The 15,138-nt window shown below is 43.4% G+C and carries 15 protein-coding genes; 4 read left to right on the top strand and 11 right to left on the bottom strand.

Annotated features, from left to right (window positions below; translation table 11 throughout):
• Positions 1 to 5: 5 nt before the first annotated feature.
• The 5 genes from lpxK to GGD38_RS03420 all read right to left on the bottom strand — a co-directional run bounded on the left by lpxK (position 6) and on the right by GGD38_RS03420 (position 3,771).
• Positions 6 to 1,082, bottom strand: a complete 1,077-nt coding sequence (gene lpxK, locus GGD38_RS03400; protein ID WP_375299433.1) for a tetraacyldisaccharide 4'-kinase — start codon at positions 1,080 to 1,082, stop codon at positions 6 to 8.
• Entirely contained in the window at positions 1,072 to 1,641 is a 570-nt protein-coding gene (locus tag GGD38_RS03405) for a 5-formyltetrahydrofolate cyclo-ligase (RefSeq protein ID WP_375299432.1), read from the bottom strand. Before GGD38_RS03405 ends, lpxK begins: the two co-directional genes overlap by 11 nt.
• Positions 1,638 to 2,267 (bottom strand): dethiobiotin synthase, encoded by a 630-nt coding sequence (bioD, locus tag GGD38_RS03410; protein ID WP_375299431.1) that lies wholly within the window; start codon positions 2,265 to 2,267, stop codon positions 1,638 to 1,640. The genes GGD38_RS03405 and bioD overlap by 4 nt, the downstream gene beginning before the upstream one ends.
• A 107-nt stretch (positions 2,268 to 2,374) precedes the next feature.
• On the bottom strand, positions 2,375 to 2,929 hold the full coding sequence (locus tag GGD38_RS03415) for an RsmD family RNA methyltransferase (RefSeq protein ID WP_375299430.1): 555 nt from the start codon (positions 2,927 to 2,929) through the stop codon (positions 2,375 to 2,377).
• Positions 2,920 to 3,771, bottom strand: a complete 852-nt coding sequence (locus GGD38_RS03420) for a DUF3822 family protein (RefSeq protein ID WP_375299429.1) — start codon at positions 3,769 to 3,771, stop codon at positions 2,920 to 2,922. The genes GGD38_RS03415 and GGD38_RS03420 overlap by 10 nt, the downstream gene beginning before the upstream one ends.
• A gap of 156 nt (positions 3,772 to 3,927) precedes the next feature.
• Between GGD38_RS03420 and GGD38_RS03425 the strand changes: the two genes are divergently transcribed.
• Positions 3,928 to 5,286: an MATE family efflux transporter gene (locus GGD38_RS03425; RefSeq protein WP_375299428.1), complete on the top strand. Its 1,359-nt coding sequence runs from the start codon at positions 3,928 to 3,930 to the stop codon at positions 5,284 to 5,286.
• A gap of 136 nt (positions 5,287 to 5,422) precedes the next feature.
• On the opposite strand, the gene GGD38_RS03430 is transcribed toward GGD38_RS03425, so the two are convergent.
• The 5 genes from GGD38_RS03430 to GGD38_RS03450 all read right to left on the bottom strand — a co-directional run bounded on the left by GGD38_RS03430 (position 5,423) and on the right by GGD38_RS03450 (position 9,894).
• Positions 5,423 to 6,184, bottom strand: a complete 762-nt coding sequence (locus GGD38_RS03430) for a hypothetical protein (RefSeq protein ID WP_375299427.1) — start codon at positions 6,182 to 6,184, stop codon at positions 5,423 to 5,425.
• Positions 6,184 to 6,537, bottom strand: a complete 354-nt coding sequence (locus GGD38_RS03435) for a dihydroneopterin aldolase (protein WP_375299426.1) — start codon at positions 6,535 to 6,537, stop codon at positions 6,184 to 6,186. Before GGD38_RS03435 ends, GGD38_RS03430 begins: the two co-directional genes overlap by 1 nt.
• A gap of 234 nt (positions 6,538 to 6,771) precedes the next feature.
• A complete protein-coding gene (gene trxB, locus GGD38_RS03440) occupies positions 6,772 to 7,710 on the bottom strand; it encodes a thioredoxin-disulfide reductase (RefSeq protein WP_375299425.1) in 939 nt (312 codons plus the stop codon).
• A gap of 112 nt (positions 7,711 to 7,822) precedes the next feature.
• Complete coding sequence (locus tag GGD38_RS03445; RefSeq protein ID WP_375299424.1) at positions 7,823 to 8,713, bottom strand: DUF4249 family protein; 891 nt, start codon at positions 8,711 to 8,713, stop codon at positions 7,823 to 7,825.
• Positions 8,714 to 9,036: 323 nt separating this feature from the next.
• Positions 9,037 to 9,894 (bottom strand): RNA polymerase sigma factor RpoD/SigA, encoded by an 858-nt coding sequence (locus GGD38_RS03450; protein ID WP_014217201.1) that lies wholly within the window; start codon positions 9,892 to 9,894, stop codon positions 9,037 to 9,039.
• A gap of 429 nt (positions 9,895 to 10,323) precedes the next feature.
• Here GGD38_RS03450 and GGD38_RS03455 point away from each other — a divergent pair, with 429 nt between their 5' ends.
• The 3 genes from GGD38_RS03455 to GGD38_RS03465 all read left to right on the top strand — a co-directional run bounded on the left by GGD38_RS03455 (position 10,324) and on the right by GGD38_RS03465 (position 13,798).
• The gene (locus tag GGD38_RS03455; protein WP_375299423.1) at positions 10,324 to 10,695 is read left to right on the top strand and encodes a BlaI/MecI/CopY family transcriptional regulator; all 372 of its coding nucleotides are present in this window, start codon (positions 10,324 to 10,326) and stop codon (positions 10,693 to 10,695) included.
• Positions 10,692 to 12,848, top strand: coding sequence for an N-acetylmuramoyl-L-alanine amidase (locus GGD38_RS03460; RefSeq protein ID WP_375299422.1), 2,157 nt, complete (start codon positions 10,692 to 10,694; stop codon positions 12,846 to 12,848). Before GGD38_RS03455 ends, GGD38_RS03460 begins: the two co-directional genes overlap by 4 nt.
• A gap of 200 nt (positions 12,849 to 13,048) precedes the next feature.
• Complete coding sequence (locus GGD38_RS03465; RefSeq protein WP_375299421.1) at positions 13,049 to 13,798, top strand: DeoR/GlpR family DNA-binding transcription regulator; 750 nt, start codon at positions 13,049 to 13,051, stop codon at positions 13,796 to 13,798.
• A 99-nt stretch (positions 13,799 to 13,897) separates the two neighbouring features.
• On the opposite strand, the gene GGD38_RS03470 is transcribed toward GGD38_RS03465, so the two are convergent.
• A complete protein-coding gene (locus GGD38_RS03470; RefSeq protein WP_375299420.1) occupies positions 13,898 to 15,061 on the bottom strand; it encodes an AIR synthase related protein in 1,164 nt (387 codons plus the stop codon).
• Positions 15,062 to 15,138 lie beyond the last annotated feature (77 nt).

The raw sequence follows: 15,138 nt of genomic DNA on the forward strand, positions 1-15,138 counted from the left end.
ACATTTTAATTCGTGATACTGAAATCAGTAATGAATTTACTGATAATATCAGTAAACTGATGCCCTTCATTAAAAAGGAATTGGATTTCAATGGGTATTACATATAAGGGGTAATCTTGCAAGGTTTGTCCAAATTTTATAAGGCGAACGGCATCCTTTTCAGTAGTAAGTATAATTTTATTCTGTGTTGGGATGTTCTTAAACCTGTTCACAATATCCTTCCAGTCGTCGATGGAAAAGATGTGGTGATCGCTGTACGATAATTCGTAGTAGGCTTTTGTAGCATCCTGTAAATACTTTTTCAACGGCAGCGGGTTTGCAATGCCACTTACCAGTAACACTTCGGTGCTGGTATGCAGCGAAAGTTCCTGTTTGGTAATAATGTGGTAAGGCAATCCATAGCGTATCGTTGTAAAGAACAGCTGCTGGTGTGGCAGCGGTTTAATTTCCTGTTTAATTTTTTGTTTTTCTTCCTCGGTTAGGGTAGCGGGGCATTTGGTCACCACTATTACGTGTGCCCGCTTGTACGATTTTCGTTCATCGCGCAAGTCGCCACTCGGTAATACCCAGTCGCGGGTGAAGAGGTTATCGTAATTGGTAAGCACGATGTTCAATCCAGCTTTTATAGCCCGGTGCTGAAATGCATCATCGAGGATCACCACTTTGGTTTCGGGCCTGTCGTGCAGCAACTGCGGAATGGCCACAATTCTTTCCTCGCCTACTGCAATGCTTACATCGGGAAATTTTTGATGGAATTGCATCGGTTCGTCACCAATATCCAGGGCGGTAGTGTTTTCGCCGGCCAGGGCATACCCTTTTGTGCGGCGTTTGTACCCACGGCTCAACACGGCCACCTTCATATCCTTATGCAAGTATTTTACCAGCCATTCAACCATGGGCGATTTTCCGGTACCGCCTACAGACAGGTTTCCTATGCAAATGATTGGCAGATTAAACCCGGTGGATCGAAGTATTCCTTTGTCGTACAATCGGTTACGTATCCATATCGCTGCACCATATAACAGGGAAAAAGGGAACAACAATATGCGGAAGGGTCGCAGCAACGGAGCATTAAAATTCATAAATACGATGCGGTGTAATGCAAAAATTTAAAGGTACATCAAATTCGTCGATGTCCTCAAGGTAATCTACCGCGTCGAAAAACGAAAACCCTACCTTAATGCTCTCGGGCCGGCATTGGGAAAGGTACCGGTCGTAATAACCTTTACCGTACCCTACCCGGTACCCGCGTTTGTCGAATGCTACCAGGGGCACAAATATAAGGTCGAGTTTTTGGGGTGGAACAGTAGCGCCGCCAATAGGCTCCAGTATGTTGAATTTGTTCTTGATGAACAAACCATCTTTTTCAACCAGTACAGCTTCCATATCGAGCAGGTCAACATGAATTTTGGGCCATGCCACCCGCATCATCATGTTCTGCTCTTTGAGAATATCCTCACATACACTCACGTCGAACTCATGCCGGCTTGCCAGCGGATTATACGACAACAGATTATTTACCGGAGGGAGTTTAATTTTCCTGAAGCCGGAAGCGATCGATGCGGTGAGTTGTTGCAGCTCATCTTCCGGAATATCCATTCTAAGTTTCAAATACTCTTTTCTAACGGTTCTTTTTATCATAGTATATCTTTCAGCTGCTTTTTTATAGCAGCTGCCTGAGAGTTGATAAATGTCCCGTTTATATTATCTGTCCAGGGAATTGACGCTATCCTGGGAAAGTTGCTCCATTTTACAATCTCTTCTTCGTAATCGAGGTATTGGTCATTAAACACCCAGCCTATCACCGGAATTTGCATTTCGCGACAAACGCGCGCCGTCAATAATGAGTGATTTATGCTCCCCAGGTAATTACGGCTTACCAAAATTACTTTGGCGCCCATTGCTTTTATCAGGTCGGCCACAAATTGTGACTCGTTCAATGGTACCAGTATTCCACCTGCACCTTCAATGAGTAAGGTACGATCATTTTTGGGAATTTGCTCACAAATCTTTGAAATATCTATAGTTATGCCTTCTTCGCGGGCTGCAATATGTGGCGATGCCGGTTTTTTCAGCCGGTACACTTCGGGGTGTACAACCGAACCGGTTTGCTGCAACCAGTTGCTCACCCACTCGCTATCGGTGCCATCTTCAAACCCTGCCTGCACCGGTTTCCAGTAATCGGCTTCCAGGGCTTTGGTGAGAATGGCAGAGACCAAGGTCTTACCAATGCCAGTTCCTATCCCGGTGATGAATATTGGGGCCATAAGGCAATTTCTGATTTTGAGATTTTGGGATTTTGAGATTTCTTTTAATGCCGCCTTCTAACAAATCGCAAAATCACGAAATCCCTAAATCCCTAAATTTCTTCCTGCTAACCAGCAGTTTCTTCTTTATTAACAAAGATGCTAAAGATCGTAGTTCCATAATTCCGCTCCGTAACATACAGGGGATAGTCTTTGTACTCATTTCGGGGCGTATGCTCCAGTACAAACCAGCCGCCGGGCTTTAATAATTGCTTTTCGGCAATCAGTTTTGGCAACTCATCGATGGTGCCCAACGCATAGGGCGGACCGGCAAAAATAAAATCAAACTTGCTGGTACACTGTTCTATGAATTTGAACACATCCATCTTTACCACGTTAAAGTTCTCCAGCTTTAAAGTAGCGGCTGTTTTTTTTATGAACTCATACATCGCAGTATCCTTCTCCACAATGGTGCTTTCGACAGCCCCGCGCGATTGAAGCTCGTAGCTGATGCTTCCGGTTCCGCCAAACAGATCGAGGGTATGTAAGGCAGTTATATCAAGATTATTTTGAATAATATTAAACAGTCCTTCCTTGGCAATATCCGTGGTGGGCCGGGTATGCGGCATTTTACCTGGCGGATTAATTTTTCTGCCTCCGTGCTCTCCTCCAATTATACGCATAATGCCATTTTCAAAAGCGGTGAAAAGTAATGATCAGGATAAGCCCTGAACGCTGCATCCATTTTTACAGAATCGGGCATGCGGTCCCACTGTACCTGTAAAAAATATTTCAGCAGCTCCTGGTACAGACGCGATTGCTCATCGAGCAAACCTGAAACAATAAGCGTTACTTTATCCTGGTTTATATTAAAGCGGTTACAAATAGCCAGCAGATAGTACGATACATCATCGGGCGTTTGATAGGCATAAGATTGCACCAGTTGTATCTTTTCGCCATTGAAAACAGCTACCAGAAACTGATCGGCCCGCATCACCATTTTTATAACCTGTTCGTTGTCCGATGTATGCATTTGCGTGTCGTTCAGTAACAGCGTATAATAGTGCCAGTAATTACCGCTGGCAAATTTGCGCTGCAGCAATGCATGTATATCGCGGGGAACCCGGTAAATGTTGTACATCTTATACCCGATCACCTTTTCGCTCAACAGCAGTCCTTTTTTGGCATTACCATAAATTACCTCGGTAACCGGCTGATTGAGTTCAATATGAAAAACCTTTTCGGGTAAAAAGTTGCTATCGGTATAATTGTAAATTATGAAAGCCTCTTTGAACGAGTCCTGCAACAGCTCGTCGTTGGTTATAATCTCCAACACGTTCTCGAGCATTGTTTTGCCAGGCGTATAATCGAGGTTATACTGCCGAAGCCCCACAAAACGCCGGTTGTCTTTATTGTAAATGACATAGCTGAACATTTTATCTCCTACTTCTATCAGCAATTGGCTGTTTCGAAGCTCTTCAGCGTCTCTCATTTCGGGAACAATATCAAAGTTGGCCTTAAGCATAATAATACAAAAGTTGCAATGTTACGTAAAAAGTTTCAAGTTACAGGTTTCAGGTTACAGGTTTCAGGTGAATACAGTTACCAGGCACCGGTTACCAGATGATTTAAGCCGTGCAACTTGTAACATGAAACTTGAAACTTACCTTTGCCTTCCTTTATGACCGCCTTATCTAAAAATACAGCATTCCAGGTAGAACTTTCAAACCGGCAGATCATTAAAATGGCACTCCCGATCAGCTTTGCTATTTTAATACCACAGATCAATTTTGTTACCAATAATATTTTTTTAGGGCATTTTAATAAACAGGCGCTTGCCATTGCCGGCATTACCGGTGTGTATTACCTTATTTTTTCGGCCATTGGCTATGGTCTCAACAATGGATTGCAGGCCCTTATTGCCCGCCGGGCCGGTGAAAACAGGCCCGAGGAGATCGGTAAACTGTTTAGTCAGGCGGTTTTTATAGGGCTTTCCATTTCAATGCTGGGCATTTTGCTCACTTACACCATTACCCCTCGCCTGTTCGGGTATTTTATAACTGATGCCGACCGGCTGCAGCAGGCCATTTCATTTTGCCGCATTCGTATTTGGGGACTTCCCTTTTTGTTTGTTTACCAAATGCGCAATGCACTGTTGGTTGGAACCAATCAAAGCAAATACCTGATGGGCGGCGCTCTTGCTGAAGCGGCTACGAATATTCTGCTCGATTACCTGTTGATCTTTGGCCATGCCGGTTTTCCGCAAATGGGGTTGAACGGAGCTGCCGTTGCATCTATTATTGCCGAAATTGTTGGACTGCTGGTGGTGTACGCGGTAATTATGAAAAAAGGCATCAGCAGCGAGCTGCATTTATTTAAGAACTTCAGGTGGGACGGCTATAATTCACGGCTTATTTTTACCATGTCTACCCCACTGATCTTTCAACATGGCATCAGTCTTTTAAGCTGGGAATATTTCTTTTTGCTCATTGATGCGCGGGGCGAAATAGCCCTGGCGGTTTCCAATACCATGCGTAATATTTTGGGGTTGGCAGGTATTGTAACCTGGGCATTTGGTTCTACTACCAATGCTATGGTAAGCAATATTATTGGGCAGGGCCGGCAACACCAGGTTGGTGTGCTTATATCGAAAATACTGCGGCTCTCCTTTGGCTCTGCATTGGTGATAGCTATTTTCATTAACCTGTTCCCTGCCTTTTTATTCTCAATATATGGGCAGTCGGGCGAGTTTGTTGAGCAGGCGGTGCCTGTGGTGCGTGTACTTTCTATAGCCATTTTGGTAATGTCGTTTGCCGTGGTATACCTTAATGCCGTTACCGGATCGGCCAACAGCCGGGTATCGTTACTAATAGAAATGTTTGCCCTGTTGTTTTACTGCGTGTACATTTACCTGGCGCTTGATAAATACAATTTATCTATCACCTATGGCTGGATGAGTGAGTGGTTGTATTGGAGTTGTTTGTTTGTGCCTTCGTTTTTGTATATACGTAGTGGGAAGTGGAAAGGCAAAGTTATTTAGTTATTGAGTTGTTCAGTTCTTAGTTTTCAGTTCATAGTTCACAGTTCAAAGAATTTATATACGAGATTGCAAGCAATTGCCAGCATTCTGTAGATGCAAAAGGTTCCTCCTAACTGAATAACTTACGAACAGGCCGTTATTTGTAATCCTCCAGTAATTTTTTGCCTTTGACTTTAATACTCACGTCTTCACCGATCTTATTCGGCATTTTAAGCATGGCCTCCAGAAACTCACGGGCCTTTTTATCATTGTGTTTACGATGCCAGCACTTGGCCAGTTCGAGGTAGTTCAATAAAAACGAAGGATTGAGCGTACGGCTTTTTTCAAAGAATTTGATTGCCTCATCGAGACTGGCTTTTGGCAGTGCTTCGTAAGCAACTTTTACCAGCCATTTTTCAACGGAGTTGAGGTCACTTACTTCATAATGCCATTTGCCCAGCACATGCCAGCCTTTGAAATTATTGGGATCGAGCTGAACGCTTTTTTCAGAATAGATCTTAATGTCTTTCACCGCTTTTATCTTCTCATCGCCCGATGAGGCCAGCGCCATACGGCCCATGGCAATAGCCATAACTACATTAGCATCGGAACTGTTTGCGTTTACCTGTAACGCCTTTTGAGCATACGTACGGGCATTGAGGTAATACTCCTTCATTTTGTCTTTGGAGCCCTGGTGCTTTCCCAATATGCTGTATAATTCGCTTATTTTAATGAGTGCGGTGAGGTTGGTAGGCTGGGCACGAACCACATCGAGATACTTTTGCAAAGCTTCGGGTTCTTTAAATGAGCTCTCCAGCTGTTGCGCATCCTTCAACAGCGAGTTGATGTCCTGCGCAATGTTTTCGAATGGCAGGATCAACAAAAGCACGAGCCCTATTGTACTTCCTAATTTACCCATCAAAACTTCTTATACAATGTAACGCCTATTTTCCCCTGAAAATTCTCTACAGGGGCATCTAATTTATATATAGAAAATCGTATTTCTGTACAAAATGGATATTGCAGTCTGATTGCACGAATTATATCATCTGCCACCTTTTCTAAAAGACCCGTTGGAATACGCATACGTTGCTTTACAATATCGAGTATTTCAACGTAATTGATCGTATTTTTTAAATCATCAAATGTACTGTCACCTTCTTCGTAAGTAACCTGTACACTCACTTCATAATTACTGCCGGTTAGCTGTTCTCCTTCGTAAATACCATGAATTGCATGCAGCTTAACCTGATTTAGTTCAATAACAACCATACCTAGTTTTTGTTTTGCTAAAACAATGCCACAAAAAGGCTTAAAGCCAAAAGCTTAAAGCCTAAAGCAGGTTACCGAAATGGTAAACTGCACTTCTAATGCAAAATACGCTAAAAGCTGAACGCTGAACACTCAAAGCTGGCCTCTGAAGTAAGAAGCTCGCATTAGGTGTTCAGCGTTCTAATCGCCATTGGCTTTCGGCTGTATTTGTATTGCTTTCAGCCCTATTCAGCCTTATACTATTCCTTTGGCCGATAAATAACGTTCGGCATCCAGCGCGGCCATACAACCACTACCTGCAGCAGTAACAGCCTGGCGGTAAATTTTATCCTGCACATCACCAGCAGCAAAAACGCCTTCAATATTCGTTTTTGACGTACCTGGAATGGTTTTCAGGTAACCTGCCTCATCCATATCGAGCCATCCTTTAAAGATGTCGGAATTAGGCTGATGACCAATGGCCACAAAAAATCCGCTGATAGGAATAGTTTGTAACTCACCGGTGCTTGTATTTTTTATACGAACCGATTCTACCTTATTCTCACCAATGATTTCATCGGTTGCCGTATTCCAGTAAACCTTAATATTTGGCTGTTTCAGCACTCTGTCCTGCATTACTTTTGAAGCGCGCATTTCGCCACGGCGAATGAACATGTGCACATTGGTACACAACTTCGACAGGTACAATGCTTCTTCGGCTGCGGTATCACCGGCGCCTACAATAGCCACTTCTTTGCCACGGAAAAAGAACCCGTCACATACGGCACAGGCACTTACACCAAAGCCATTAAGGCGCTCCTCACTTGGGAGGCCCAGCCATTTGGCCGATGCGCCTGTAGCAATGATCACCGAATCGGCTTCCACCAGTTTTTCTTCATCGATCCAAACCTTAAAAGGAGGCGCTGAAAAATCAACTTTTGTAGCCAGGCCAAAACGAATATCGGCACCCATACGGGCAGCTTGTTTTTCAAAATCAACCATCATTTCAGGCCCCTGAACGCCTTCCGGATAACCGGGATAGTTTTCAACCTCAGTAGTAATTGTTAACTGACCGCCGGGTTGAATACCCTGGTATAATACGGGTTTCATGTTTGCTCTCGCAGCATAAATAGCGGCGGTATATCCTGCCGGTCCGCTCCCAATAATCAGGCAATGTATTTTTTCGCTTTCCATAATTCTGTAATTCTCCCTATTTCTAAAGAAAAGATGACAAATTTACCTGAAAATGAGTTACGAAAAATATAAAGGCAGGTTACCTGAATTACGTGTGAATAAGCAGAGACTTCTATTGAGGGATAACTATAGTTTTATACTCCGCCGCATAGCCGCCAAAGTACCCCAACCCGCCCCCATGTATATTACTGATTACCTTATTGGGCGAGGCAAACGGGTTGCCAATGTTTGAATAACTGTACTCCATGGTGCGCCAAAAATCGAAAGTGGCCTTATCAATATTACAATACTTAACTACTACCGAATCGCCTTTATCAAAAAAAGCATACTCGGCCAGGTTCACATCATTGTTACGGTTCACCCCTTTTTCAACCTGCAGGTTGTAGGTAACGCCATCTGTTAACTGATCGTCTAAAACCGATGTAAAACCGGGCAAAAAAGGCAGCCCATCAACCGAAGTAAAATACCGGGAATAGTTTCCCAGTCCGGGTGGGTCAACAAAGCGGCCCATCACGATCACCTTCTCGGGGTTGGGATTGTTGGGCGCATCTTCCCACCAAAGCGAATCGAGCTTCTTAGCCGGGATGGGAATAGTGGTAGTGGCCGTGTATTCTTTTTCACCGGTCTTTACCGATAAATAATAGCTCTTGCCAAATTCGCCATTAAAGGCCGTGTTTAAACTCGCAGAGTCAATGGAATAATAATAAACCGTGTAACCATTGGCCACCGGTGCTCTATATTCTTTTAGTTTATGGGTTCTTGAACCGTTTGAAATAATAACCTCGGCATTGCGAATGAAAGAGTTAGCCACCAGTTCGGTGTTTATCTGGCTAAAGTAATTAAGGCTTTGGGAAAGTATTACCACAGGCGCCTGGCCGTTCTCAATAGTAGCCTCCACAACTACCACAGGCTCCGATTCGTTGGGCCTGAACGTAATTGTTTTTTCGCAGGAAGAAAATACCATCCCCAAGGTAATGACTACTAATGCAATACACCTCATCATATGCGCCTCTTCAGCATTCAAAAAACGATCCAGATATAGTAAAGTTCGCTATCATATGAATATGATCTCAGAACAAGGTTTAAGTGCATTTAAATTATGGTCAAATAAAGACCAAACAAAGACATAACAAAGACCAAACAAAGACTAGATAAGAATATTTCCTTTGTTACGTCTTAGCTTTATCTGATCCAGGTCATAGTTTAATGTTTTTTTAAATACCACATAAACACCAGGAAACATAGTATTAAGGCAAGGGGATAAAAACAAAAAACCCCGGAAGGTGATTAACCAACCGGGGTTTCCGTTTCTTTATAGTACTTACACTAACCTAAATAAGCTTTTAAAGCATTGCTGTAGCGGGCTTTTTGCAGACGTTTGATCGCTCTTTCTTTGATTTGGCGAATACGCTCTTTGGTAAGATCGTATTTCTGACCAATTTGCTCAATGGTTACACCATTTTCGCCATCTAAACCAAAGTAAGCGTTTACGATCTCAGCTTCGCGGGGGCTTAATGATTTCAGCACGCGGCGGATCTCGTTACGTAATGAATCTTTCATTACATCGTCGTCCGTATCGTCGCCACCTTCCAGCAGGTCGCCCATAGCCACATCTTCAGCTTCGTGAACCGGAGCATCCAACGAGGTGTGACGGGTATTGCTTTGGAAAATGTTGTTGATCTCAGTTTCGCTCATTTCAAGTAACTCTGCGAGCTCTTCAGTACTTGGCTCACGTTCATGCTCCTGTTCAAAAGCCATGTACGCTTTATTAGCCTTGTTGTAGGTGCCAATTTTGTTTTGAGGCAGGCGGACTAATCTGCCCTGCTCTGCCAACGCTTGTAAAATGGACTGGCGGATCCACCATACGGCGTATGAAATGAATTTAAAACCCTTGGTTTCATCGAAACGCTGGGCCGCTTTTATCAAACCGAGGTTACCCTCGTTGATCAGATCGCTAAGAGAAAGACCCTGGTGCTGGTACTGCTTAGCCACAGATACCACGAAACGCAAGTTGGCCTGCACTAATTTATCCAATGCCTTTTGATCACCCATCTTGATACGCTGGGCAAGTACTGTTTCCTCTTCGGGAGTGATCATCGGAATTTTGGAAATTTCCTGAAGATACTTTTCTACTGCCTGCGAATCTCGATTCGTAATCTGCGTTGCAATTTTGAGCTGTCTCATATCTACTTTATAAAAATGACTTTAATCGTCGATAATAAATCGCCTTTCTGTTTATTTGATCAAGGGTACTATACTAACATTTGCAAGACTGACTATGTTCGGGGGAGGTTGCAAGTCAGGTGCTAATAACGTGTTAATCCATCCGGTACTGTCTGCAAAAGTAACACTCAATCTTCAAACCTCATAGCTTTTGTGGATAAAATCGACCCCACAAAAGACAATAATTGATTTTTAGCTATAAACGGATACATATTTTCCACTATTAAACGATTAATTATGCCCATGTACCCCACTAGCCCCTATTATTTAGTACGTCACAAACACCCGGCGTAACCAAAATCGAAAAAATCTTGTAAAAAATCAAGTGTAACGCTAGAAAACTAAATAATTAGTTATACATTCGATTAAACAACTAAATCATTAGTTATAATGAAGTCCCTTACAAAAGCCGAAGAACAGGTGATGCAAATATTATGGCAGCTAAAACAAGGCTTCCTGAAAGACATTCTTGAAAAAATGCCTGAGCCCAAACCCCACTCAAATACAGTGGCCACTATTCTTAAAATATTGATCGACAAAGGCTTTGTTCATTTTGAAACCATGGGGCGCAACAACCTGTACAAACCGGCGGTGAGTAAAACCGATTACGGTAAGAAGAGCATCAACCAGCTGGTGAAGGGTTATTTTGAAGGTTCGCCCGCAAAACTGCTCTCGCATTTCGTAAACGAAAACAAATTGAGCCAGGAAGACCTTGAAGCACTGCTCAACCAAATCAAAAACGCCAAAAACAATAACCAATGACCTTTTTGCTGTACCTGGGAAAAGTAATGCTATGCTCTGGCATTTTGCTGGGCTATTACTGGCTCTTTTTACGCAACAAGCGCTTTCACCATTACAACCGTTTTTACCTGCAGGTTACTTTATTGGTATCGGTAGTATTGCCATTTCTAAGGATCCCGGTTTTAAACGAATCGCAAAATGCTGTAAACCAGGCGGTTTATCAAACCATTGAGGTGCTTACCGTAAATTATGGTGAGGGTGATGAGCTGGCAACAGCCCCCGGCCGGCTCACAAAGTTGTTTACGTTTGAAAATGCCTTGTACCTGTTTTATGCGTTAGGTATAGCCGTGCTTCTTTTCACGCTGGTTAAGTCGTTATTATATATAAGAAGAATTTCGAAAAAGTATCCTTATGAACGGGTTAGCGGACTCAAATTCTTTACCACCAGCGAGCCCGGTACGCCTTTCTCCTTTTTCAGATCAATTTTCTGGAACCACGAGCTGCCCTTTAACAGCCACGACGGGCAACAGATCTTTCGCCATGAGCTCTTCCATGTTCAGCAAAAACATTCAACCGATATTATTTTAACGGAAGTAGTAACCGCCTTTTTCTGGTTCAACCCTTTCTTTCATATCCTAAAAAAAGAACTAAAGGCCATTCATGAATTCCTGGCCGATCAATATGCCATCTCTAACAACGACCGCTACGCTTATGCTGAATTGCTTGTAATGCAAACCCTTAAAGCCAATCATGCATCCATTAGCAATTACTTTTTTCAAAACCATATTAAACGACGTATAGCCATGATCACCAACAACCATTCGGCCAGGTACAGTTACGGCAGCCGCCTGATGGCCCTCCCCCTGTTAGCACTTCTTTTTTGCACCATTGCCCTGTATGCACAACGCACTAATAATTCGGGCAGAACTGTTTTTTACACCGGTGATGCTACCCCCCCATTGACCGTAGTAATTGATGCGGGCCACGGCGGCATTGATCCCGGGGTTACTGTAAATAACCTTACGGAAAAAGGTTTGGCGCTACAGATATGTAAAAAGATACAGGCGCTTGCCCCTGCTTATAACATAAAGGTGGTAATGACCCGTACCGACGACAATTTACCAGGTAATACTACCGTGGTCCATGACGGATTAAGAGCCCGGGTAGCAATTGCAGAACAGGCTAAAGCCGACCTGTTTGTAGCTATACATATATCCGCAGCCGGTAATGGCAAAGAAATGAAAAATGATTTTTCGGGCTTTGAAGTATTTGTTTCGAGAAATGAAACCAGCCACTCCCCACTTTCAAGACAATATGGTTCGGCTGTTTTGCAGGAGTTAAGCAAACTTTATACAACTAATACTACCCTTAAGCAACGCACTAACATGGGAATATGGGTGCTCGATAAAACGCCCTGTGCCGCCATGTTGATTGAATGTGGTTATATGACCAATGAAAAAGACCTGGCATTTATTAGCAAGAGCAGTAACCAGGAAGCCGTTGCCAAAAAGATACTGGAAGGCATTGCCAGCTCCAGAAACAACACGCCAGTAAATGCTGAAAGCGCGCCGGTAGCCGAACCTGTGTCGGCCGTTAAAACACCAGCTACCACCAACATAGTAACTCAAACAGCCAATGTTACTACCGACCCGGCTTTTGAACAAAATATGATGAAGGCGTTGGAAAGAGCTGCGGAACGAAGCCATAAAAAAATGGTTACCTATCAACGGCCGGCTATCTTTTACCAGGAGGTACCCAAGCCAGCGATGGAAGCACCAGGGTTCGACCCCACAGACCCTGTTACACAAACATTATCACGTCATTTTTGTCGTGCAACCCGTTACCCTAATCAGGTGCTTACCAATAACAGCGAAGGGGTTGTATACTTTTCACTCTCTGTTGATGCCAATGGCAATATCGATAATCTGAAACTGTACGACCAGTCGCCGGCAGCGGCCAGCCAAATAAAGAAGATCACCGTTGTTGGCTATGCTCCTGACCCGGCAGTGGCTGCCACCCCCATTTCAAAAGAAGAAATTAATAATGTTTTGCAGAAAGAAATTATAAGATCATGGGAAAAGAAACCCGATCTGTCGGGACTTAACCCAAAATCAACACCTTACTTTTTCAAAGTACAATGGGTGATTGAGCCAAAGCGGGTTCTCACTACTTAAATAAAGAATTTGATATATAATTTTTTTGGACCATTTGCCCCTTTGCAAATGGTCTTTTTAATTGCACCTTCTGTACACACTGCATTTCTTGAAAGTTTCGTATAAATTTTTACAAATTTTATACAGGATTTTATCTAGCTTTCCCGCTTAAATAAAAACCGGCAAAAACCAGCAAGCGGAAATTTTACCCTTCAATCATCATGTTAAAGAAAGAACGACAAGCTTACATTTTACACCAGGTGAACCTGCACAATAAAGTGATGTCATCGAACCTGAGCAGGGATATGAATGTATCGGAAGATACCATTCGGCGCGACCTGCAGGAACTGGCCGATGAGGGGAAGATCATAAAGGTCCATGGCGGCGCATTATCACATTCGTTTAGCCAGGTGCATTATTCAACCAGTCATATATACTCGCACGATCACAAAAAGACCATAGCCCGTAAAGCCGCATCGCTTATACATGACGGCATGTTTGTGCTTACAACCGGTGGCACCACCATTATTGAACTGGCAAAAGCATTACCGCCCCGGTTAAAGGCAACATTTGTTTCGCCCAGTATTCCTGCTATTTTGGAATATATGCAGCACCCATCGGTTGATGTTATTGCCATTGGCGATAAAGTATCTAAAAATTCCAAAATAACTACCGGCGGCGAAGCCATTACGCAAATAAAAAGAATACGCGCCGATCTGTGTTTTTTAGGGGTAAATGCCATTAGCCTGAAAGATGGCATTACCGATAGCGACTGGGATGTGGTGCAGTTGAAAAAAGCCATGGTTGAATCGTCGCAAAAAGTGGTATGCCTTAGCATTGCCGAAAAGATAAACAGCCTGCAGCCAATACATATTTGTGATATTAGTAAAATACATATGCTCATTACCGAACTGCCACCCGATGATCCTATTTTGAAACCTTATAGAGATGCGGGGATAGAAGTTCTTTAGCAAATTCGGATATTCATAAATCGCAAAAGCCCAAAGTCTACAGCCTGCATTTTCTGCATTTGGCTTTAGGCTTTGGGCTTTTAGCTTTAGGCTGTTTTATTAATAAACGATCTCTTCGTCGCCTACTTTAAGGATCAGTTCTTTTTTATCGCTTGCTTCAACGCGGCCAACGATCTGTGCTTCTATACCCAGTTTTTTAGCTGCATCGATGAACAGCGGGGCAGAAGCCGCATCGGTAAACAGTTCAAGACGGTGGCCCATATTGAACACCTGGTACATTTCGCGATTGTTTGAACCAGATGCTTTTTGAATTATCTGGAAGATAACAGGCGGTTCAAACAGATTATCCTTAATAACCCTGAAATTACCGGGCAGGTATTTCATACATTTTGTTTGTCCGCCCCCGCTGCAATGAATAAGACCATGAATGGCTTCAAAGTAATTCTCAAAGAACTCATTCAATAATGGCGCATACGTACGGGTGGGCGATAATAACAATTTGCCGACCTGATGTTTTTCGGCACCTACCGTATCGGTAAGGCGGTGGGGTCCTATATATACTACGTTATCGGCAAGGCCGTTCTCGTATGATTCTTTATATTCCTGAGCGTAAAACTTGCTTAATACATCGTGGCGGGCGCTGGTTAACCCATTGCTGCCAATACCGCTGTTGTATTCGGTTTCATAAACGGTTTGCCCAAAACTGCTAAACCCAACAATTACGTCACCGGCCTGAATTTTTTCATTGGTCACCAGGCGGTTCTTTGGCCAGCGGGCCGTCATGGTACCGTTAACAGCAATGGTGCGTACTACATCGCCTACATCGGCCGTTTCGCCACCGAGGTAATGGATGTTTACATTGAATTTTTTTAGTTCATCGAACAACTCCTGGGTACCGTTGATCACGGTTTCCAGCACGTCGCCGGTTACCAGTAATTTATTGCGGTCGATGGTTGAGGAAAACAACAAATTATCAGTTATACCCACACATAACAGGTCGTCGAGGTTCATAACCACGGCGTCCTGGGCAATACCTTTCCATACGTTCAGGTCGCCGGTTTCTTTCCAGTACAAATAAGCCAGAATGCTTTTTGTGCCGGCGCCGTCGGCGTGCATTACATTCACCCAATCGTTATTACCGGTAAGAAAATCGGGGTATATTTTGCAGAAGGCATGGGGATACAAGCCTTTATCGAGTTTTTCCGTAGCCTTATGAACTTCTTCTTTCTGGGCAGAAACACCCCGTTGTGAATATAAACTCATTTTTTAATTTGAAGGGGCAAAGGTAATAAAAGTTCTAAGTTCTTAGTTCTTAGTTCCCGATTCGTTTTGAGGCACCG

Source organism: Niastella sp. OAS944 (assembly GCA_024809215.1).
Taxonomy (GTDB): domain Bacteria; phylum Bacteroidota; class Bacteroidia; order Chitinophagales; family Chitinophagaceae; genus Niastella.